This window comes from Stenotrophomonas sp. 85239_Sma (assembly GCF_056481725.1).
The window spans coordinates 83,123-101,895 of sequence record NZ_CM151163.1; the positions used below are offsets into that span (position 1 = coordinate 83,123).

Genomic DNA, 18,773 nt, shown 5'->3' on the forward strand with positions numbered 1-18,773 from the left:
GCCAACCCGGGTTGGCACCTACCAGAGCAGTAGGCCAACCCAGGTTGGCACCCCCATGGATGGGCCGTCGGTCAGGCCGGTTCGTCGGGAATCTGCAGGCTCTCCAGCCTGGCGATGCAGTCCTTCAGCTGCAGCTTGCGCCGCTTCAGGCGCTTGGACTCCAGCTCGTCCTCGCCGTTGGCGGCCATGCGGGTGATCTGTTCATCCAGCAGGCGGTGCTCGGCGCGCAGGGCGGCGAGGTGCTCGGCGATCTCGGCGGGGCTGTAGGTGTCCACAGCCTCCGAGCATACACAGCGATGATGACCGCCGGGAGAGGGGAATCCCCGCCCCCGGCCGGGGCGGCTCCGAGCCGTTAGAATGGAACCCATGAGTGCCGTGATTTCCCTTCCCGATCCCCAGCCGCGCGTCGCCCGTGATCCGCGCGTGGCCGAGCGCGAGCAGCACAAGCTGGCCAAGCGCCTGCGCCGCCAGGTTGGCGAGGCGATTGCCGACTTCGGCATGATCGAAGCCGGCGACAAGGTCATGGTCTGCCTGTCCGGCGGCAAGGACAGCTACACCCTGCTGGACGTGCTGCTGCAGCTGCAGAAGAAGGCGCCGGTGCCGTTCGAGCTGGTGGCGGTGAACCTGGACCAGAAGCAGCCGGACTTCCCCGAGCACGTGCTGCCGGCGTACCTGGCCGGGCTGGGCGTGCCGTACCACATCATCGAGCAGGACACCTATTCGGTGGTCAGCCGGGTCATTCCGGAAGGCAAGACCATGTGTTCACTGTGCTCGCGCCTGCGTCGTGGCGCGCTGTACAACTACGCCGAAGCCCATGGCTTCACCAAGATCGCGCTGGGCCACCACCGCGACGACATGGTGGCCACCTTCTTCATGAACCTGTTCCACCACGCCAAGCTGTCGGGCATGCCGCCGAAGCTGCGCAGCGATGACGGCAAGCATGTGGTGATCCGGCCGCTGGCCTACGTGCGCGAGAGCGACATCGTCGACTATGCGCAGGCTCGCCAGTTCCCGATCATTCCCTGCAACCTGTGCGGCAGCCAGGAGAACCTGCAGCGCCGCCAGGTCGGCCTGATGCTGAAGCAGTGGGAAAAGGACCACCCGGGCCGCATCGAGCAGATCGCGCGTGCCATGGGCGAAGTCCGGCCCTCGCAGCTGGCCGACACCACCCTGTTCGACTTCATGGCGCTGGGCCGTCGCGACGACGCGCCGCTGCCCGACGCCCATGCCTGGCTGGCCGGCTCCCCGGCCGACGCCGACGCAGATCCCGAGACGCCCACCGTTTAAGGTCGGTCGCCCTTCCTCTTTGCCATCCGGAATTCCATGTTCTTTCGCAACCTGACGTTCTTCCGTTTCCCGACCACCACCGATTTTTCCGAAGTCGACACCCTGCTGCCGCACGCCCTGCTGAAGCCGGTCGGCGCGCTGGAAATGAATTCGCGCGGCTTCATCTCGCCGTTCGGCCGCGAGGAGAAGGAACTGCTCTCCCACCGCATCGCCGAACACCTGTGGCTGACCGTGGGCGGCGAGGACAAGATCCTGCCGGCGGCGGTGGTCAATGACCTGCTCGAGCGCAAGCTGGAGGAGATCGAGGAGAAGGAAGGCCGTCGCCCGGGTGGCCGCGAGCGCAAGCGCATGAAGGACGACCTGCTGCATGAACTGCTGCCGCGCGCCTTCGTGAAGTCATCGCGCAATGACGCCTTCATCGACCTGCAGCACGGCTATGTCGCGGTGGATACCTCCAGCCGCAAGACCGGCGAGTACTTCATGTCCGACATCCGCGGCCTGCTTGGCAGCTTCCCGGCAATGCCGCTGAACGCCGAAGTCGCGCCGCGCTCGATCCTGACCGGCTGGATCGCCGGCGAGCCGCTGCCGACCGGGCTGAGCCTGGGCGAAGAGTGCGAGATGAAGGATCCGGTGGAAGGCGGCGCAGTCGTCAAGTGCCAGCACCAGGAACTGCGCTGCGACGAGATCGACAAGCACCTGGACGCCGGCAAGCAGGTGACCAAGCTGGCGCTGATCTTCGAGGACAACCTGTCGTTCGTGATCGGCGACGACCTGATCGTGCGCAAGCTGAAGTTCCTCGATGGCGCGCTGGACCAGCTGGAGCATGCCGACGAAGACGGCCGCCGCGCCGAGTTCGACGCCCGCTTCGCCCTGCAGAGCGCCGAGATCCGCCGCCTGTTCCTGTTGCTGGAAGAAGCCTTCAAGCTCAGCAAGGCTGACTGAACAGGCACCCCGTGCGCCGCCGGTCATCCGGCGGCTCGAACCGGCGCTATGCTGGGCGCATGAGCCGTCTGCTGCGCCGCCTGATCTCGCCGACCCCGCCCGCCACCGTGCAGCGCGACACCGTTCGCCTGCGCCTGGAGGATGCCGAGATCGAGGTGCTGCGCGTGCGTGATCCGCGTGCACGCCGGATCAAGCTGAGCGTGGACGAACGCGGTGCACGCCTGACCCTGCCGCCGCGGGCCAGCCTGGTGATGGGCGAGCGTTTCCTGGAACAGCACCGCGACTGGTTGGCGCTGCAGCTGCGCCAGTACCAGAGCCAGGGCCTGCCGGCCCCGCTGCAGCCCGGCGAGGACGGCGTACTGCCACTACGCGGCGAACTGCTGCCGTTGCGCTGGCAGGAAGGCCGCTATGCGCGGCTGGAGATCGACGCGCGGGGCGCCTGCGTGCAGTGGCCGACCCGTGCCGGCGATGCCACCCTGCGCCGCCTGCTGCGCGAGTTCTACGAAGCACAGACCCGTGCCGATGTCGGCCGCTGGCTGCCGAAATACCTGCCCACCCTGCCACGTGCACCCAGCCGCCTGCGGCTGAAGGTGATGTCCTCGCAGTGGGGCTCGTTGGCCCCCGACGGCAGCATGGCACTGGACCTGGCACTGGTGCTGGGGCGCCCTGAAGCATTCGAGTACGTGCTGGTGCACGAACTCTGCCACCTGATCCAGCCGAATCATTCGCCCGCGTTCTGGCAGGAAGTGGAACAACGCTTCCCCGCCTGGCGCGAACAGCGCGATTACTTCCAGCTCGAAGGCCGACGCTTGAAAGCTATGCTCCGGCAACTGCTGTAGCGCCAGCGCTACAGCAGTTGCCCACGCATTCTTCCTCTACCCCCGCCTTCGGCGCACCCCTTCAACAGAAGGGGCTTCACTCCAGAGCGTGTGCTGAGCAGTCGAGCAAGCTCGACGCTACAAAGTGAAGAACAACAACTCCGCGGAATGGGAGCGCGCCGCAGAGCGCGCGCAGCGCGCGACCCGCTTTCGCTCCTGCTCTTCTTTCTTTCTTCCGTGGTGGGCACACCGGAAACTGTCCGTGGCCGGGCGGGGTGGGTTGCGCAGGGGCGTGAGCCGCATGGATGCGGCGACCGAGCTTACAAGGATGTACTTGCAGCGACCCCTGCGCAATCCACCCCGCCCGGCCGAGCACGGCTTCTGATTTGAACGACCCACCACGAGGGGCTCAGCCGTTGGCCGAAACCCTCACCCCGCCCGCAACGCCGCCGCCGCCGCCCAGCGCGCCGCCACCCGCGGCGCCGTGATGCACACCGCCTGGTCGGTCACCGTCGTCACCGCGCGCTCCAGCAGCTGGATATCGGCCTCGTGCTGGCGTGCCACATGCGGGTCCTCGAAGAAGATCGCGCGCTGGCAGCGCCCCTCCAGCACCCGGTCGGCAATCTGTGCATCGCCGCCCATCGGGCCACTCTGGTAACGCGTCACCCACGGCGTATCGCTGGGCCAACCACGGCTCCAGGCCAGCTCGTTCAAGCGCTGGCCGGTGGTGCCCGTCGCAACGCGTTGGCCAAACCGGGCCAGCACATCGAAGTGTTCATCGGCGAAGGCCAGCATTGCCGGCTTCATCGCATCATGCGCGATCAGCGCCAGCGTCTGTGCCTGGAAGGCATGCAGGTCGTCGGCACCGGCATCGGCAGCGAGCCCGGCGTGGATGCGCTCCACCTCGATCCAGTCGCGAGCGGTGGCCACGGTGGAAATGAACGGCTTGCCGTGGATCACGCACTGCCGCTTGAGCGCGGTCGCTTCCGGAAACACCGAGGACGGATCGACAGGGTCGATCAGGTAGATCGCACCATCCAGTGTCCGCTCCGGCCCCATGCCGACCACCTCGGCCACCAGTTTCATCAGGCCGCCCTCGCGGCCATAGGGATACCGGTGCAGGCCACCGTAGCCGGCCAGGAAGCCCTGCCGTTCGATCGCATCGTGGGTGCGCCCGACCGCATGCAATGACACCCCCAGCTCACGCAGGCCTGCCTCGCTGGCACGCAGCCAACGGAACAGCGCGGCGCGCGCATCGTGGTGATGGAGACGGTTGGCGGCCAGGCCGATACGCATCGAGCGCTCCGTTGGGGCAGGTAGAAGCGGCAGTGTATGTCGGCATTCGCCGGTGCGGATGCTTTTCAAATTTTTCTCATTGTCGCGGGGGACTGCCTCGCTAGCGTGGCTGGCAGCGGTACCGCTGCGCGGCCGTGGTTCCTGCCCGCGATATGAGGACGTCTACCGTGAATGTCGCCGGCCGCCGCGCCGCCGCCGCTGTCATGGCATTGCTGTCGCTGCCCGGCATCGCGGCTGCATCCGGCTGTACGAGCCCCTTGCAGGTGGCATGGCGCTCCGATCGGGCGCCGTTGTCATACAGCCTGCAGGGCGAGGTTGCGGGACTGGCCGCAGGTTACCTGCCGCTGTTGGGCATGCCGTCGCCGCCGCATGCCAAGCCGCTGCCGGCTGCGGTGCTCACCGAGGGCTCGCTGCCGGCCGGCACTCAGGTGCTGCTGGGCTGGCCGCGAGCGCAGCTGCCGCCCGACTGGGTGGCCAGCAGGGCCTACCTGGAGGTGCCACAGGTGATCGTGCGGCGTGAGGGCGCCGCTGCCGTGCTGGGGCTGGAGGGCCTGCGTGGCCGCAGCGTGGCCAGTCCGGACAGGGTGCCGCTGGGCGCATTGCTGGCCGAGCAGGCCCCGGGGGCGCAGCTGCTGGCACCTGCGCCGCTGGACCACGCGCTGTCACTGCTGCGCGCCGGGGTGGTCGACGCCGTGGTCGCCAATCTCGCTGAAGTGGAAGCCGCGCTCCGCGCAGAGCCCGGCGACTCCCTGGTGATCGCGGCACCCGCGGGCTTCGGCGATGCGCTGGTACTCGCGGCTGTGCCGGCCTGTGCCGAAGTGGTCGCCGCTTTCGACCGGCAGCTGCTGCAGGAGGGCGATGCGCACCGCGCATCTAACCGCAGCACCTGGCTGCCGGACCTGCCACGCGCGCGGCCCACCGGGTCGGCACTGCGCTGGCTGGTGCCGGCGTCGCTGATCCTGCTCGCGCTCTTTCTGCTGCATGCCTTCGGCTACTGGCGCGTGCACCGCGAGAGCGTGCGCCGCCGCGTGCTGGAGCAGCGGCTGCACGACGTCACCGCGAACCTGCCGGCGGTGGTCTACCAGGCCCGCCGTTCGGCAACCGGCCATTACAGCCTGGCGCAGATCGCCGGCGATGTGCAGGCGCTGTTCGGGGTGGGCGTGGAGACCGCGCGGATCGACCATCTGCAGCTGCTGGCCGCGGTACATGCCGACGATCGCAGCCGGGTGATGGCGTGCATCGAAGCTGCCGCGCTGGTGCGCGGTCCGATCGACGTTACCTTCCGTACCCGGTCGGCGCAGGGCTGGCGCTGGGTCCGTTCGCAGGGACGGCCGCTGCAGTGCGATGACAGCAGCGTGGAGTGGAGCGGCTACTGGATGGATGTCAGCGAAGCACAGGCGCGTGCAGCGGCGCTGGCCGAGGCACGCCGCGCGGCCGAGCAGGCGGCGCTGGCCAAGAGCCACTTCCTGGCGACCATGAGCCACCAGATCCGCACGCCGATGAGCACCCTGCTGGGCATGCTGGAGCGGCTGGCGGGCAGCAACCTGGACGCGGGCCAGCGGCAGGTGCTGACCACGGTGGGTGACGCGGCACAGATGCTGCGGCAGATCCTCGACGATGTGCTGCACAGCCAGCGCCTGCAGCCTGCGCCACTGCAGCTGCAGCCGACCGATCTGGCAGCGCTGGTGCGTGCGGTGCAGCAGCTGTTGATGCCCGTCGCGGCCAGCCGCGGCCTGAACCTGCACAGCGAGATCGACCCGGCGCTGCAGCCGTGGTCGCTGGCCGATGGGCTGCGCCTGCGGCAGGTCCTGTTCAACCTGGCCGGCAATGCACTCAAGTTCACCCTGCAGGGAAGCGTGGTGCTGCAGGTCCATGTGCTGCAGCAGCGCGATGGCGGCCAGCAGTTGCGCCTGCAGGTGACCGATACGGGCGTGGGCATCAGCGTGGAGCGGCAGCAGGCAGTGTTCGCCGCCTACGAACAGGCCGAGACCTCGACCACGCGCCGCTTCGGTGGCAGCGGGCTGGGACTGTCGATCTGCCGCGAGCTGGCGGCATCGATGGGGGGGCAGCTGCACCTGCGCAGCGCACCGGGCAAGGGCACCACCGTATGGCTGGAGCTGGCCCTGGCGGCCTGTGCGGCACCGGCGGCGGTACCGGTGCTCGCGACGGCCGCGCCACGACTGCTGCCGCCGGCGCGGGTGCTGGTTGTCGAAGACCATCCGACCAACCTGCAGTTGCTGGAACAACGCCTGTGCGAACTGGGGCTGCAGGTGCATGCCTGTGGCGATGGGCGGCAGGCTTGGGAGGCGTGGCAGGTGCAGCCCTTCGATCTGGTGATCACCGACTGCCATATGCCGCACATGGACGGCTTCGCGCTGGCACGCGCGATCCGCGGCGATGCCTGCGCCATCCGTGCGCAGGTCCCGATCATCGCGTTGACCGCCAGCGTGCTGGAGCGCACGCGCGAGGCCTGCCGTGATGCGGGCATCGACCATTTCCTGGCCAAGCCGGTGGAGGCGCGCGAACTGCGCGCGATCCTTGAAATGCTGCTGTTGCCGGACTCAGTGCGCCAATAGGCGGACGATGCTGGCAGCGGCATCGCGGCCCTCGGCCACGGCGGTCACCACCAGGTCGGCACCGCGTACCGCGTCGCCACCGGCGAACAGGCGCGGATGCGCGGTCTGGAACGGCAGGCGGTCCTTGCCACCGGCGACGATGCGGCCATTGGACTGGCCTTCCACGCCCAGTTCGGCCAGCCACGCCGGCACGCTCGGCGAGAAGCCGAAGGCAATGATCACCACGTCCGCCTCCAGCAGCGATTCACTGCCTTCGATCGGCACCGCGTTCTGGCGGCCGTTGGCATCGGGCTCGCCCAGGCGGGTTTCGACCACCGTCACGCCGATCACTTCGTCATCGGCACCGGCTTCGATCGACAGCGGCTGGCGGTTGAAAAGGAAGCGCACGCCTTCTTCGCGCGCATTGGCCACCTCGCGCGCGCTGCCGGGCATGTTGGCCTCGTCGCGGCGATAGGCACAGGTGACCTTGGCCGCGCCCAGGCGCACGGCGCTGCGCACGCAGTCCATGCCGGTATCGCCGCCTCCGAGCACCACCACGCGCTTGCCGTTGAGGTCGGGCAGGGCGATGGTATCTTCCCAGCCGGCAATCGGCCGGCCCTTCGGGTCATCGCCGCCGACGATGCGGCTGTTCTGCACCAGGAACGGCAGTGCCGGCAGCACGCCCTTCAGGTCCTGGCCGTCGAGGCCACCATCGGTGTAGCGGTAGGCGCCGGTGCCGACGAACACCGCATCATGGATCTCCAGCAGCTGCTGCACGCTGGTATCGCGCCCGATTTCCACGCCGAGGCGGAACTGCACGCCCATGCCCTCCAGTACCTCGCGGCGGCGATGGATCACGTCCTTGTCCAGCTTGAAGCTGGGGATGCCGAACTGCAGCAGGCCGCCGATCTGCTCATAGCGGTCATAGACCACCGCGGCGATGCCGGCCCGCGCCAGGCGATCGGCGCAGGCCAGGCCGGCGGGGCCGGCGCCAATCACCGCCACGCTGTGGCCGGTCGGCTGCACCGCAGCCAGGTCTGGACGCCAGCCGCTGGCCAGCGCGGTATCGACGATGTACTTCTCCACCGCCCCGATGGTGACCGCACCGAACTCTTCCAGCGTGCAGCTGCCCTCGCACAGGCGATCCTGCGGGCAGACCCGGCCGCACACCTCCGGCAGCGGGTTGGTGCTGTGGCACAGCGTGGCCGCTTCGTGGATGCGGTTCTCCTGCACCAGCTGCAGCCACTGCGGAATGGCGTTGTGCACCGGGCACTTCCAGCTGCAGTACGGGTTGCCGCAATCCAGGCAGCGACCGGCCTGGTACTGGGCATCTTCCTTGCCGAACTTTCCGTACAGCTCGCCCCAATCGCCGGACGTGCGCAGTTCCACCGGGATGCGCTGCGGCATGGTGCGGGGCAGGTCGAGGAACTGGAAGGCGTGCTTGCGGCTCATGGCGGGCTCTGGAATGCGAGGGGGAACGTTGCCGGCCAGGGGCCGGCACAACCGGGAAACATCACGCAGCGCGGCGCAGGGTTTCGGTCAGCGACTCGATGCTGGCGGCCTTGGGTTTGACCAGCCAGAACTTGCCGATGTAATCGCGGAACTCGTCCAGGATCTGCTGAGCCCAGATGCTGCCGGTCAGTTCGCGATGGCGACCGATCAGGCGGTGCAGGTGCTGGCGGTAGTTCTCGAAGCCTTCGGCGGACACGCGATGGATGTCGATCAGCTCGTGGTTGTAGCGGTCGACGAAATCGCGGTCCACGTCCAGCACGTAGGCCAGGCCGCCGGTGAAACCGGCGCCGAAGTTCAGGCCGACCTTGCCCAGCACCAGCACCACGCCATCGGTCATGTACTCGCAGCAGTGGTCACCGGCCCCTTCGATCACCGCCAGCGCGCCGGAATTGCGCACCGCGAAGCGCTCGCCGGCACGACCGGCAGCGAACAGTTCACCGCCGGTGGCACCGTACAGGCAGGTGTTGCCGATGATGGCGGTGCTGCGCGCCTCGAAGCGCGCGCCGCGCGGCGGCCGCACCACCAGGCGGCCCCCGGCCATGCCCTTGCCGACGTAGTCGTTGGCTTCGCCTTCCACTTCCAGGTGCAGGCCACCGACGTTGAACGCACCGAAGCTCTGCCCGGCACTACCGCGGAAGCGCAGTTCCAGCGGCGCTTCGGCCATGCCCTGGTTGCCATGAGCGCGCGCCACCGCACCGGCCAGGCGGGTACCGATGCTGCGGTCGGTGTTGTGGATCAGGAAGCGATGCTCGCCGCCGCGCTTGTGCTCGATGGCCGGCGCCAGCAGGCCATCCATCTGCGTGGCCAGGCTGTCCGGCGATTCGTACAGGCGCTGCGCCGCGCAGTGGCTGCCGTCGTAGCGCGCATCGGCCAGCAGGCGCGACAGGTCCACGCGCACGCCGTCGCGCGGCGCGGCGTCGATCTGCCGCAGCAGGTCGGTACGGCCGACGATCTCGTCCAGCGAACGCGCGCCCAGGCAGGACAGCCAGCCGCGCACTTCCTCGGCCAGCAGGCGGAAGAAGTTCTCCACGCGCTCGGGCTGGCCGGCGAAGTGGTTCTCGCGCAGGCGCTCGTCCTGGGTGGCCACGCCGGTGGCACAGTTGTTGAGATGGCAGATGCGCAGGTACTTGCAGCCCAGCACGATCATCGGCGCGGTGCCGAAGCCGAAGCTGTCCGCGCCCAGCAACGCGGCCTTGACCACGTCCAGGCCGGTCTTCAGGCCGCCATCGGTCTGCAGCAGGGTACGCCCGCGCAGGTCGTTGGCCAGCAGCGCCTGGTGCGCCTCGGCCACGCCCAGCTCCCACGGCACGCCGGCATAGCGGATCGAGCTGACCGGCGACGCACCGGTGCCGCCGTCATGGCCGGAGATGGTGATCAGGTCCGCACCGGCCTTGACCACACCCGCGGCGATCGTACCGACGCCGGCATGGCTGACCAGCTTCACCGACACCAGCGCGGTCGGGTTGACCTGCTTCAGGTCGTAGATCAGCTGCGCCAGGTCTTCAATCGAATAGATGTCGTGGTGCGGCGGCGGCGAGATCAGGCCGATGCCCGGGCGCGCGTAGCGCAGCCGCGCGATCAGCTCGTTGACCTTGTGCCCGGGCAGCTGGCCGCCTTCGCCGGGCTTGGCGCCCTGCGCGACCTTGATCTGCAGCACCTCGGCATTGACCAGGTATTCGGCGGTGACGCCGAAGCGGCCCGAGGCCACCTGCTTGATCTTGCTGCGCTTGGCGGTGCCGTAGCGTGCGGGATCTTCGCCGCCTTCGCCGGAATTGCTGCGGCCACCCAGGCGATTCATCGCAATCGCCAGCGCCTCGTGCGCCTCAGGTGACAGTGCCCCCAGGCTGATCGCCGCGGTATCGAAGCGCGGGAACAGTTCGCTGGCCGGTGCCACCTCATCGAGCGGCGTGGGCGTGGCGGCCGGCACCAGTTCCAGCAGGTCGCGCAGCGCCGACGGCGGGCGCGCATGCACCGCATCGCAGTACTGCTGCCAGGCGCGCGGATCGCCGCTGCGTGCTGCGCGCTGCAGGGTGGTGACCACGTCCGGGTTGTACATGTGGTACTCGCCGCCGTGCACGTACTTCAGCAGGCCACCGACATCCACGTCCTGCTGCGCGTCCCATGCCTGCGCGCACAGCTCGCGCGCGTCGGCATCCAGGCGCGCGAAACCGGCGCCGCCGATGCGCGAGGCGGTATCCGGGAAGCACAGGTCCACGACCTCCGGTTCCAGGCCGATGATCTCGAACAGCTGCGCGCCGCGGTAGCTGGCCACGGTACAGATGCCCATCTTCGAGATGATCTTCGACAGTCCCTTGTAGACGCCCTTGCGGTAGCGGCGACCGATCTGCGACTGCTCACCGCCCTTGCTGAGCTTGAGGATGCCGCGGCGGCCAAGGTCGAACAGGGTCTGGTAGGCCAGGTACGGATACACCGCCGTGGCGCCGAAGCCGAGCAGGCAGGCCATGTGGTGCGGGTCGCGTGCGGTGCCGGTCTCGACGATGAGATTCACGTCGCAGCGCAGCCCCAGCCGCGAGAGGTGGTGGTGGATGGCGCTGGTGGCGAGCAGGGCATGCACCATCGGCCGCCCGGCCACCGGGTAGCGGTCGGACAGCAGCAGCATCACCATGCCATCGCGCGCGGCCTGTTCGGCCTCGGCGCAGATGCGCTCGATGCCGGCGCGCAGGCCCTCGCCTTCGCTGTAGGACAGGTCGAGCAGGCGGTTGGCCTGCACGTACTGGTCCATCTTCAGCAGCTGGCGCAGCTTGCGCTGGCTCAGCACCGGCGAATTGAGGATGACGTGGTTCACCGTCTCCGGGCCGGCATGGAAGATGTTGGTCTCCTTGCCGAGCTGTGTGGACAGTGACATCGCGCAGTCTTCGCGCAGCGGGTCGATCGGCGGGTTGGTGACCTGCGCGAAGGCCTGGCGGAAGTAGTCGTACAGCGGACGGCTGCGCTGGCTGAGCACCGCCATCGGCGTGTCGTCGCCCATCGAGCCGGTGGCTTCCTGCTCGGTCTCGGCCAGCGGCCGCAGCACCTGTTCCACTTCCTCGCTGCTGAGCTGGTACAGCTTGTGGTAGCTGCGCAGGGTGCCTTCGTCGAACGGCTCTTCCACCAGCGAAGGGTCGATCAGTTCGGTCTGCAGGTAGGTCACGCCCTGTTGCAGCCATTGCTTGTACGGCGCGCGGCCACGGTTGATCCGGTCCACCGCATCGGAGTCGAGCAGGTCGCCGCGCTTGAGATCGATGGCCACCATTTCGCCGGGGCCGAGCTTGCCCTTGCGCACCACGCGCTCGGTCGGCACTTCCCACACACCGGCTTCGGAGGCGACCAGGAAGTGGCGGTCGGCGGTCAGCATCCAGCGCGCCGGGCGCAGGCCATTGCGGTCGAGGGTACATACGGCGTAGCGGCTGTCGCAGGCGACGATGCCGGCCGGCCCATCCCACGGCTCGCTGTTGAGGCCGTGGAATTCGTAGAACGCGGCCAGGTCCGGATCCTTGAACTCCAGCGACTGGGTCGCCGGCGGCACCAGGATGCGCAGCGCCTGGATCAACTCCATGCCCCCGGCGACCATCAGCTCCAGCATGTTGTCCAGGCTCTGCGAGTCCGAACCGTGCATGGAGATCACCGGATCGAATTCGGCGATGTCGAAACGCGGCGTCTTCCAGACCTTGCTGCGCGCCTGTGCCCAACGCCGGTTGCCTTCAATGGTGTTGATCTCGCCGTTGTGGGCAAGCATCCGGAACGGGTGGGCCAGCGGCCAGCGCGGCAGCGTGTTGGTGGAGAAGCGCTGGTGGAACACGATCGCGCTGGAGGCCAGTTCGCGCCGCTGCAGGTCCGGATAGAAGCGGCTGAGCTTGTCCGGCAGCACCATGCCCTTGTAGCTGATCGCATCCGGCGTGAGGGTGGTCACGTAGAAATCGGCGTGCGCGCGCAGCTGCTGTTCGCTGCGGCGGCGCGCCAGGAACAGCGCCAGCGCGAAGCCGGCATCATCCTGGCCGACGCCGGCATCGACGAATACCTGCTCGATGCGCGGCAGGGTATCGCGCGCCAGCTGGCCGCAGACGCTGTCGTCGGTCGGTACTTCGCGCCAGCCGGCGACCTTGCAGCCGACTGCTTCCACCTGCGCCTGCAGCTGCATGCGGCAGGCGTCGGCGGCCTCGGCGTCGTGCGGCAGAAACACCAGGCCAACGGCGAAGCGCGCGGCGATGGTGATGCCGGCTTCGCTGGCCAGCAGTTTCAGGAAGGCATCGGGGCGGCGCAGCAGCAGGCCGCAGCCATCGCCGGTCAGGCCATCGGCGGCGACACCGCCACGGTGGGTCATGCGCGAAAGCGCGGCGATGGCGGTATCAACCAACAGGCGCGAAGGTTGATCGTCGAGCTGGGCGACCATGCCAAATCCACAGGCATCGCGCTCGGAGCGCGGGTCGTAAAGCCCTTGGCGGTTGCGGGGGGCCATCTCTACCTCGATGCGTATAGGGTTGGCGGCGACACTCGTCCCCGCCCAATCCCTGGAGCGCATCGTGAGGCCACCGGATGCCTCGACTAGATCACAGGTTGCTGCAGCGCCGCAATACACGGTTGCAGGTGCAACAGAACGCGCCGGCACCCCTGTGCCGGCGCGGGATCGAACTCAGCCGCAGCGCACGCCGCTGACCAGGCCCTTGTCGTCCACTTCGATGTTCAGGCGGTCGCCGAGGAACTCCATCGTGGCGACGTCATTGGGCTTCAGGACGCGCAGTTGGTGGGCACCGGCATCTTCCTGCGCCTGCTTGCCCAGTGCGTCGGCGTAGGCCTGGCCGACCAGGCTCTGCACCTGGCTGGCATCGCAGGTGCCGACCGGCGGTGCCTCGGTGGCCTTGCCGGCTTCGTCGGCCGGCGCCTTGGCTGCCTCGGCGGCCTGCTGGGCGCGGGCCGTGGCCGAATCCTGTTCATCCAGCGCCGGCGCCTGGCAGGCGGTCAGGGCCAGCACGGCCGGCAGCAGCAGGGCGGAGAGCGAACGGGCGCGAATCGGGAACGACATCATGACTCCGGAAGGGATTGTGAAAACCCGAGCATAGCGGCGAACCGATCCTCACGTGTTTGTCTTGTGTTATCGACAGGATCGCGGCAGCACGGCAGCGACACTGCGCGCATGCCAACCCCCTCCACCCCCGAACGACAGGCCGCGCGCGCTGCGGGCCTGCGCTATGTCGACGACACTCAACCGGGCATCAGCCGCCGCCGCGCCGGCAAGGGTTTCAGCTACCGCGATGCCGATGGCCACGCGGTTCGCGATGCCGCGACCCTGCAGCGGATCCGCGCGCTGGCAATCCCACCGGCCTACACTGCGGTGTGGATCTGTGCCCACGCCAACGGCCACCTGCAGGCTACCGGCCGCGACGCCCGCGGGCGCAAGCAGTACCGCTACCACGCCGATTGGGCGAAGGAGCGCGACGCCGGCAAGTTCGACCGCATCATTGCGTTTGGCGAGGCCCTGCCTACGTTGCGGCGGCGGTTGTCACGGGATCTCAAACGACCCGGGTTTCCGCAGGGGAAGGTGCTGGCCATGGTGGTCGCGCTGCTGGCGGACACGCTGGTGCGGGTGGGCAATGAAACCTACGCCCAGCAGAACCGTTCGTTCGGACTGACCACACTGCGCAACCGTCACCTGGAACTGCTGCGCGGTGGCCGGGTACGCATGCGCTTCCGCGGCAAGTCCGGGCAACTGCAGGAGGTGACCGTAGGCGATCGCAGGCTGGGGATGCTGGTGCGGCGCCTGCAGCAGCTGCCTGGGCAGGCGCTGTTCCAGTACCGCGATGACGACGGTGCGCTGCAGCCGGTCGACTCCGGCGCGGTGAACGACTACCTGCGCGGGGTGATGGGCGAGGACTTCACCGCCAAGGACTTCCGCACCTGGGGCGGTACCGTGGCGGCGGTGCAGGCGTTCGCGGCTACCGAGCTGCCGGAACCGGCCAGCCAGCGCGCCCTGGCCCAGGCGCAGCGCGCGGTGGTGTGCGAGGTGGCGTCGCTGTTGGGAAATACCCCGGCGGTGTGCCGCAAGGCCTACATCGACCCGTGCGTGTTCGCCGGCTGGGAGCGCGGCGAACTGGCCAGGCTGGCCGGCCTGCGCGGGCCGCGCCAGTGGGAACAGGCCACCCTGCGCGTGCTGCGCAGGGCGCGCCGGATCAGCCGAAGAGGTCAGCCGCAGTAGATCGCGGTGATGTTGTTGGTGCGGCCTTTTTCGATGGTCAGGCGGTCGCCGCCTTCGCTGGCCGGCGGCACCCGCGGACCGTCGTGGCGCAGTACCCGTACCTGCAGGCTGTCGCTGTCCACGCGTGCGCGGGCCACGGTGGCGTCCGAGGCAGCCAGGCCGACTGCGCCGCGCACCATGTCGCTGTGGCACTGGCCGGAGATCACGCCGTCGATCGGCTGCACCTGGGCCATCGGCGTGCTGCTGCAGGCGGCGAGGGCGAGACAGACGGCGGCGGTGGCGATGGCATGTTTCATGGAGGCGTTCCTTGTGGGGTTGGGTGCAGCGTGCGACGGCGCACGTGGTGGCGGAATGAATACCGTGCACATCGTGGACACGGTGCGCTCACCGCCGCCAACAGCCTGGGTGGAGACACTGCAGGAGCGGCATGCGCCGCCCCCGGTAGTGCCGGCCGCTGGCCGGCAGCCCCTTTCCCTCCCGAGGAGACCTGCATGGCCACCAGCAAGAAGACCCCCGCCCGCCGCAAGGCCTCGCCCAAGGTGCGCAAAGGCAGCACCGCGGCGAAGACCGCTGCCGACTCCGCTCGCCCGCGGGTAGTGAAGACCGCAACCCGCAAGGCGGCGGCCGGCGATCCCCGCGCCGCCCGCGTTGCGGCCCGGCAGCGGCGCCTGCAGGACCAGGAAAAAGCCAAGGACGTGCGTGCGGCGAAAAAGGCCACAAGGAAGTCCGCGACCCAGGCCGGTGCACGCCGGCAACCGGAAGCGATGCCGGCGCAGCAGCTGGCCAAGCCCGGGCATGAGCACGAACTGGAGCTGGCGCCGCGTTTCCTTGCGCCGGACTACGCCGGCAGCGGCAAGCTGCAGGGCATGCGCGCGATCGTCACCGGTGGCGATTCCGGCATTGGCCGTGCGGTGGCGGTGCTGTTCGCACGCGAAGGCGCCGATGTGGCAGTGCTGCACCTGGACGAGGCCGAAGACGCGGACATCACCCGCCAGCACGTGGAGCGCGAAGGCGGCCGCTGCGTGGTGATCGCCGGTGATGTGCGCGATCCGCGCTTCTGCAACAAGGCGGTCAAGCAGGTGGCCAAGGCCTTCGGCGGCATCGACATCCTGGTCAACAATGCCGCGTTCCAGCTGCATTGCGAGCGCCTGGAAGACCTGGAAGACGCGCACCTGCAGGAGACCCTGCAGACCAACATCGGCGGTTACATCCAGATGGCGCGCGCGGTACTGCCGCATCTGGGCGAGGGCGCCAGCATCATCAACACCGGTTCGGAAACCGGTATTTTCGGCAGCAAGGCGCTGATCGACTACTCGGCCACCAAGGGCGCCATCCATGCATTCACCAAGGCGCTGGCCAGCCAGCTGCTGCCACGTGGCATCCGGGTCAACTGCGTGGCGCCGGGGCCGGTGTGGACGCCGCTGAACCCGGCCGACAAGCAGGCCGAGGACGTCGCCGAGTTCGGCAAGGACAGCGACATGGGCCGGCCTGCACAGCCCGAAGAGCTGTCGCCGGCGTATGTGTTCCTGGCCTCGCCGGTCTGTGCCAGTTACATCAGTGGGGTGATCCTGCCGGTGATGGGCGGGCCACGGGGCTGAGCCAGGGCGCGATCTGCCTGAATGCGGCGTGGCAACAAAGGTGTGCGGTGTGTCAAAAGGCCCGCCGGGGCGCTGGGGTAGGCTGACCTTCCAATGATCACGTTCAAGGACCGACCATGCCCGAGATGGATATCAACGCGGCGGCCAATGAAGTCGTTGCCCTGTTGCGGCAGCACGACGCGCGCGGTGCCGCCGCCCGCCTGGAGGCACTGCACGACGGCCAGAGCGTGGTAGTGCAGGAATCGCTGGATCGCTACATCTCGACGCGTGCTGCCACCGAACTCGAGGCGTTGCGACGCAGCGGCGGCGGCGCGGATGCCGCCACGGTCGGCCCGATGCTGGATCGCCTGCGCGAGGCGACGCGGCCGCCGCGGATGCCCGATGCTGCGGAGACTGCGGGCCTGAGCCAGGCCCAGCAGTACGACGTGTATGGCAGCATCGTGGCCCAGCGCGGCAACGCCGCGGCGAACGATGCAATGGCAACCCAGGACCGCGTGGTGCTGGGATTGCGCGACGAGAACCGCACGACCGACGCGCGCGGGCGCGGTGTCTACGACGACCGCATCGTGGTGCTGTGGAAGGATGCGCAGGGTCACGGCCATGTGCGTGAGTTCAACCAGGCCACGACCGAGCCGACCGCCCAGTACGATGGTCATGCCAAGACCACGCCGCGCAGCCCGGGCTTCGGCAACGTGGCGCCACGCACCAAGACCGAGGGTGAGGACGTCAACAGCGACCGGGTCAAGGACCTGGGGCGACTGGGCGAAGGCACCACCGAGATGCGCGCGACCACCCATCCGCGCAACGGCCATCCCGATGAGTTCGCGCTGCGTCCTTCGCAGGACGCGATCACGGCGGGCGACGGCCGGGTGGAGCGCGACAGCAATGGCGACGGCTGGTTCGATGCGCGTGATACCCAGGGCGTGCAGGACCTCAACGACACCTTCAAGATCCATCGCGGCAGCCGATCCAACACCGATTCGGCGGGCTGCCAGACCATCGGCGGCGGCGAGTACGATGACTTCGTGTCGACGGTGCGCGGCACGCCCGGGCAGAACCGTTGGCAGTACGTGCTGACCTCGGTTGCACCGGGACAGGCGCGCGGGTTGGGGCAGGACGTGCCGCTCGCGGCCAATGACGATCCTCGCCAACCCCAACATCGCGATCATGCCCTGCAGCAGCAGATCAGCACGCGCCTGCAGGCCTTGGGTGGGCGCTATGCCGAACACGCCGATGCCTACAGCCTGGTGATGCTGCGTGAAGCGAAGGCTGCGGGCATCACCCAGGTTGACCAGATTGTGGCCAGCAACCCCAGCGCGGGCCGTGCCGCGGGCGAGACGCTGTTCCTGGTACAAGGCCGCCCGGGCGACCCCGCGGCGCTGCGTGCAGGGGTCGATGCGGCCGAGGTGCGCGAGACTGCGGTGGAAACCAGCCTGCGCCAGCTGCAGCAGCAATCACGCGAGCAGGGGGTACCCGCGGCGGCGCCCGCACAGCCGCAGGAAGCACCGGCGATGGGAGGGCGTTGAATGAGGGGCCGTCCGCACCTGATGCCGAGCGTTTCGTTGATGCTGCTGCTGGCCTGCAGCGCCTGCGCGCCCGCCGGAGAGCGCGCCACGCCGGCAGCACCGACTGCGAAGCCGGCGCCGAAAACGGAGGCCCTGCCCACGCAGGCAGTGCCCACCGAACGCGGATTGCCTGCGTTGCCGGAAGCCTCGGGCAGCGCCCACCCCGGCGGCCATTACCGCGCATTGCCGGAAGCGGCCAGGCGGGTGCTGACGCAACTGAAGTGCAACGTGGAAGGCGCTGGCGACGTGCAGGTGTTCTCCATTCCCGGGCAGGGCGGCCAGCAGGATGTCATGGTCACCGATCGCGGTGGGCCGCACTTCCGGTACTGGCTCCGCTCCTTTGCCGGCAGCGCCGGCGCCACCGGCTATCTGGTGCAGTTGCAGGACTGCCCGGCAACCACCGCGGGCATGCGCGCCTACGTCGCGCAGGGAGCCGCACCGCTGCAGGATGTCACTGCATCACTGCTGGCCCAGGCCGGACTGCCCGACGCGGCGACGATGGCGGCCTACCACGGCAAGGGCGCAGGTGATCTGTTCGCCTTCATCGGAGTTCTGGACAAGGTGCCGGTGCTGCGCTGGGTGGCCGAGGCCGATCCCGAGCAGCCGCTGGCAGGGGATGCGCGCACCTTCGACCATGGCAATGCCGTCCATGGCGGCTTCCTGCGCTGGAACCGGGATCACTTCGAGGTGGCAAAGACGGTGCCCGCCGCCCTGTGGCCGTGCGATGACAGTCCGTTGCTGCCATGCAAGGGCGACCCGTTCGTGACTGGGCGTTGAGGCACCGCGCGCATGCATCGCCGATACCGGCGACAAGCAGGCCCGGCGTGCCCATCGGCCAGGCGCTCTGCACTCCACATGCGCCGCAGGGCCATCTCGCTGGTGCGAGGGGCGACGCCGTACGTCGTCACCACATCCGGGATCAGGCCATGGCTCCCGCCGAAGGCGATGCGCGCCTGGCGCGTGCTGCTGAACTGCCCGGTGGCGAGGCAGCGTCCGTAGCAGGAAATGCC

The 18,773-nt window shown here is 68.8% G+C and carries 14 protein-coding genes; 8 read left to right on the forward strand and 6 right to left on the reverse strand.

Annotated features, from left to right (window positions below):
* Positions 1-71: 71 nt before the first annotated feature.
* On the reverse strand, positions 72-275 hold the full coding sequence (locus tag ACYKG1_RS00365; protein WP_100475064.1) for a YdcH family protein: 204 nt from the start codon (positions 273-275) through the stop codon (positions 72-74).
* 91 nt (positions 276-366) lie between these two features.
* Between ACYKG1_RS00365 and ttcA the strand changes: the two genes are divergently transcribed.
* From ttcA to ACYKG1_RS00380, 3 genes are read left to right on the forward strand one after another with little or no spacing between them, the layout of a single operon-like run.
* A complete protein-coding gene (ttcA, locus tag ACYKG1_RS00370) occupies positions 367-1,287 on the forward strand; it encodes a tRNA 2-thiocytidine(32) synthetase TtcA (RefSeq protein ID WP_262227393.1) in 921 nt (306 codons plus the stop codon).
* Positions 1,288-1,323: 36 nt separating this feature from the next.
* Positions 1,324-2,229, forward strand: a complete 906-nt coding sequence (locus ACYKG1_RS00375) for a recombination-associated protein RdgC (RefSeq protein ID WP_005411825.1) — start codon at positions 1,324-1,326, stop codon at positions 2,227-2,229.
* A 59-nt stretch (positions 2,230-2,288) separates the two neighbouring features.
* The gene (locus ACYKG1_RS00380; protein ID WP_100475062.1) at positions 2,289-3,068 is read left to right on the forward strand and encodes a M48 family metallopeptidase; all 780 of its coding nucleotides are present in this window, start codon (positions 2,289-2,291) and stop codon (positions 3,066-3,068) included.
* A 408-nt stretch (positions 3,069-3,476) separates the two neighbouring features.
* Here ACYKG1_RS00380 and ACYKG1_RS00385 read toward each other — a convergent pair whose 3' ends face one another.
* Positions 3,477-4,343 carry a methylglyoxal synthase gene (locus tag ACYKG1_RS00385; RefSeq protein WP_100475061.1) on the reverse strand — a complete coding sequence of 289 codons (867 nt, stop codon included), beginning with the start codon at positions 4,341-4,343 and terminating at the stop codon, positions 3,477-3,479.
* Between the two features lie 167 nt (positions 4,344-4,510).
* Here ACYKG1_RS00385 and ACYKG1_RS00390 point away from each other — a divergent pair, with 167 nt between their 5' ends.
* The gene (locus ACYKG1_RS00390; RefSeq protein WP_478471434.1) at positions 4,511-6,919 is read left to right on the forward strand and encodes an ATP-binding protein; all 2,409 of its coding nucleotides are present in this window, start codon (positions 4,511-4,513) and stop codon (positions 6,917-6,919) included.
* Here ACYKG1_RS00390 and ACYKG1_RS00395 read toward each other — a convergent pair.
* The 3 genes from ACYKG1_RS00395 to ACYKG1_RS00405 all read right to left on the reverse strand — a co-directional run bounded on the left by ACYKG1_RS00395 (position 6,905) and on the right by ACYKG1_RS00405 (position 13,430).
* Positions 6,905-8,350 (reverse strand): FAD-dependent oxidoreductase, encoded by a 1,446-nt coding sequence (locus tag ACYKG1_RS00395; protein ID WP_100475059.1) that lies wholly within the window; start codon positions 8,348-8,350, stop codon positions 6,905-6,907. The two genes, ACYKG1_RS00390 and ACYKG1_RS00395, sit on opposite strands and share 15 nt — an antisense overlap.
* A 61-nt stretch (positions 8,351-8,411) precedes the next feature.
* Positions 8,412-12,866 (reverse strand): glutamate synthase large subunit, encoded by a 4,455-nt coding sequence (gene gltB, locus ACYKG1_RS00400; protein WP_478471436.1) that lies wholly within the window; start codon positions 12,864-12,866, stop codon positions 8,412-8,414.
* A gap of 174 nt (positions 12,867-13,040) precedes the next feature.
* Entirely contained in the window at positions 13,041-13,430 is a 390-nt protein-coding gene (locus ACYKG1_RS00405; RefSeq protein WP_100475292.1) for an I78 family peptidase inhibitor, read from the reverse strand.
* A gap of 111 nt (positions 13,431-13,541) precedes the next feature.
* Here ACYKG1_RS00405 and ACYKG1_RS00410 point away from each other — a divergent pair, with 111 nt between their 5' ends.
* On the forward strand, positions 13,542-14,600 hold the full coding sequence (locus ACYKG1_RS00410) for a DNA topoisomerase IB (protein WP_478471438.1): 1,059 nt from the start codon (positions 13,542-13,544) through the stop codon (positions 14,598-14,600).
* Here the strand turns inward: ACYKG1_RS00410 and ACYKG1_RS00415 are convergent.
* On the reverse strand, positions 14,588-14,896 hold the full coding sequence (locus ACYKG1_RS00415; RefSeq protein ID WP_100475056.1) for a hypothetical protein: 309 nt from the start codon (positions 14,894-14,896) through the stop codon (positions 14,588-14,590). The two genes, ACYKG1_RS00410 and ACYKG1_RS00415, sit on opposite strands and share 13 nt — an antisense overlap.
* A 195-nt stretch (positions 14,897-15,091) precedes the next feature.
* Between ACYKG1_RS00415 and ACYKG1_RS00420 the strand changes: the two genes are divergently transcribed.
* The 3 genes from ACYKG1_RS00420 to ACYKG1_RS00430 all read left to right on the forward strand — a co-directional run bounded on the left by ACYKG1_RS00420 (position 15,092) and on the right by ACYKG1_RS00430 (position 18,540).
* Positions 15,092-16,198, forward strand: a complete 1,107-nt coding sequence (locus tag ACYKG1_RS00420) for an SDR family oxidoreductase (RefSeq protein WP_478471440.1) — start codon at positions 15,092-15,094, stop codon at positions 16,196-16,198.
* Positions 16,199-16,314: 116 nt separating this feature from the next.
* The gene (locus ACYKG1_RS00425; RefSeq protein ID WP_478471441.1) at positions 16,315-17,724 is read left to right on the forward strand and encodes an XVIPCD domain-containing protein; all 1,410 of its coding nucleotides are present in this window, start codon (positions 16,315-16,317) and stop codon (positions 17,722-17,724) included.
* Entirely contained in the window at positions 17,725-18,540 is an 816-nt protein-coding gene (locus ACYKG1_RS00430) for a hypothetical protein (protein ID WP_478471443.1), read from the forward strand.
* The last annotated feature ends 233 nt before the right edge of the window (positions 18,541-18,773 follow it).

What these genes read in the sequence shown, in the direction of transcription:
- ttcA (WP_262227393.1), top strand. Translation starts at nt 367, where the DNA reads ATGAGTGCCGTGATTTCCCTTCCCGATCCCCAGCCGCGCGTCGCCCGT.
- ACYKG1_RS00430 (WP_478471443.1), top strand. Translation starts at nt 17,725, where the DNA reads ATGAGGGGCCGTCCGCACCTGATGCCGAGCGTTTCGTTGATGCTGCTG.
- ACYKG1_RS00380 (WP_100475062.1), top strand. Translation starts at nt 2,289, where the DNA reads ATGAGCCGTCTGCTGCGCCGCCTGATCTCGCCGACCCCGCCCGCCACC.
- ACYKG1_RS00375 (WP_005411825.1), top strand. Translation starts at nt 1,324, where the DNA reads ATGTTCTTTCGCAACCTGACGTTCTTCCGTTTCCCGACCACCACCGAT.
- ACYKG1_RS00425 (WP_478471441.1), top strand. Translation starts at nt 16,315, where the DNA reads ATGCCCGAGATGGATATCAACGCGGCGGCCAATGAAGTCGTTGCCCTG.
- gltB (WP_478471436.1), bottom strand. Translation starts at nt 12,866, where the DNA reads ATGGCCCCCCGCAACCGCCAAGGGCTTTACGACCCGCGCTCCGAGCGC.
- ACYKG1_RS00395 (WP_100475059.1), bottom strand. Translation starts at nt 8,350, where the DNA reads ATGAGCCGCAAGCACGCCTTCCAGTTCCTCGACCTGCCCCGCACCATG.
- ACYKG1_RS00385 (WP_100475061.1), bottom strand. Translation starts at nt 4,343, where the DNA reads ATGCGTATCGGCCTGGCCGCCAACCGTCTCCATCACCACGATGCGCGC.
- ACYKG1_RS00415 (WP_100475056.1), bottom strand. Translation starts at nt 14,896, where the DNA reads ATGAAACATGCCATCGCCACCGCCGCCGTCTGTCTCGCCCTCGCCGCC.
- ACYKG1_RS00405 (WP_100475292.1), bottom strand. Translation starts at nt 13,430, where the DNA reads ATGTCGTTCCCGATTCGCGCCCGTTCGCTCTCCGCCCTGCTGCTGCCG.
- ACYKG1_RS00410 (WP_478471438.1), top strand. Translation starts at nt 13,542, where the DNA reads ATGCCAACCCCCTCCACCCCCGAACGACAGGCCGCGCGCGCTGCGGGC.
- ACYKG1_RS00420 (WP_478471440.1), top strand. Translation starts at nt 15,092, where the DNA reads ATGGCCACCAGCAAGAAGACCCCCGCCCGCCGCAAGGCCTCGCCCAAG.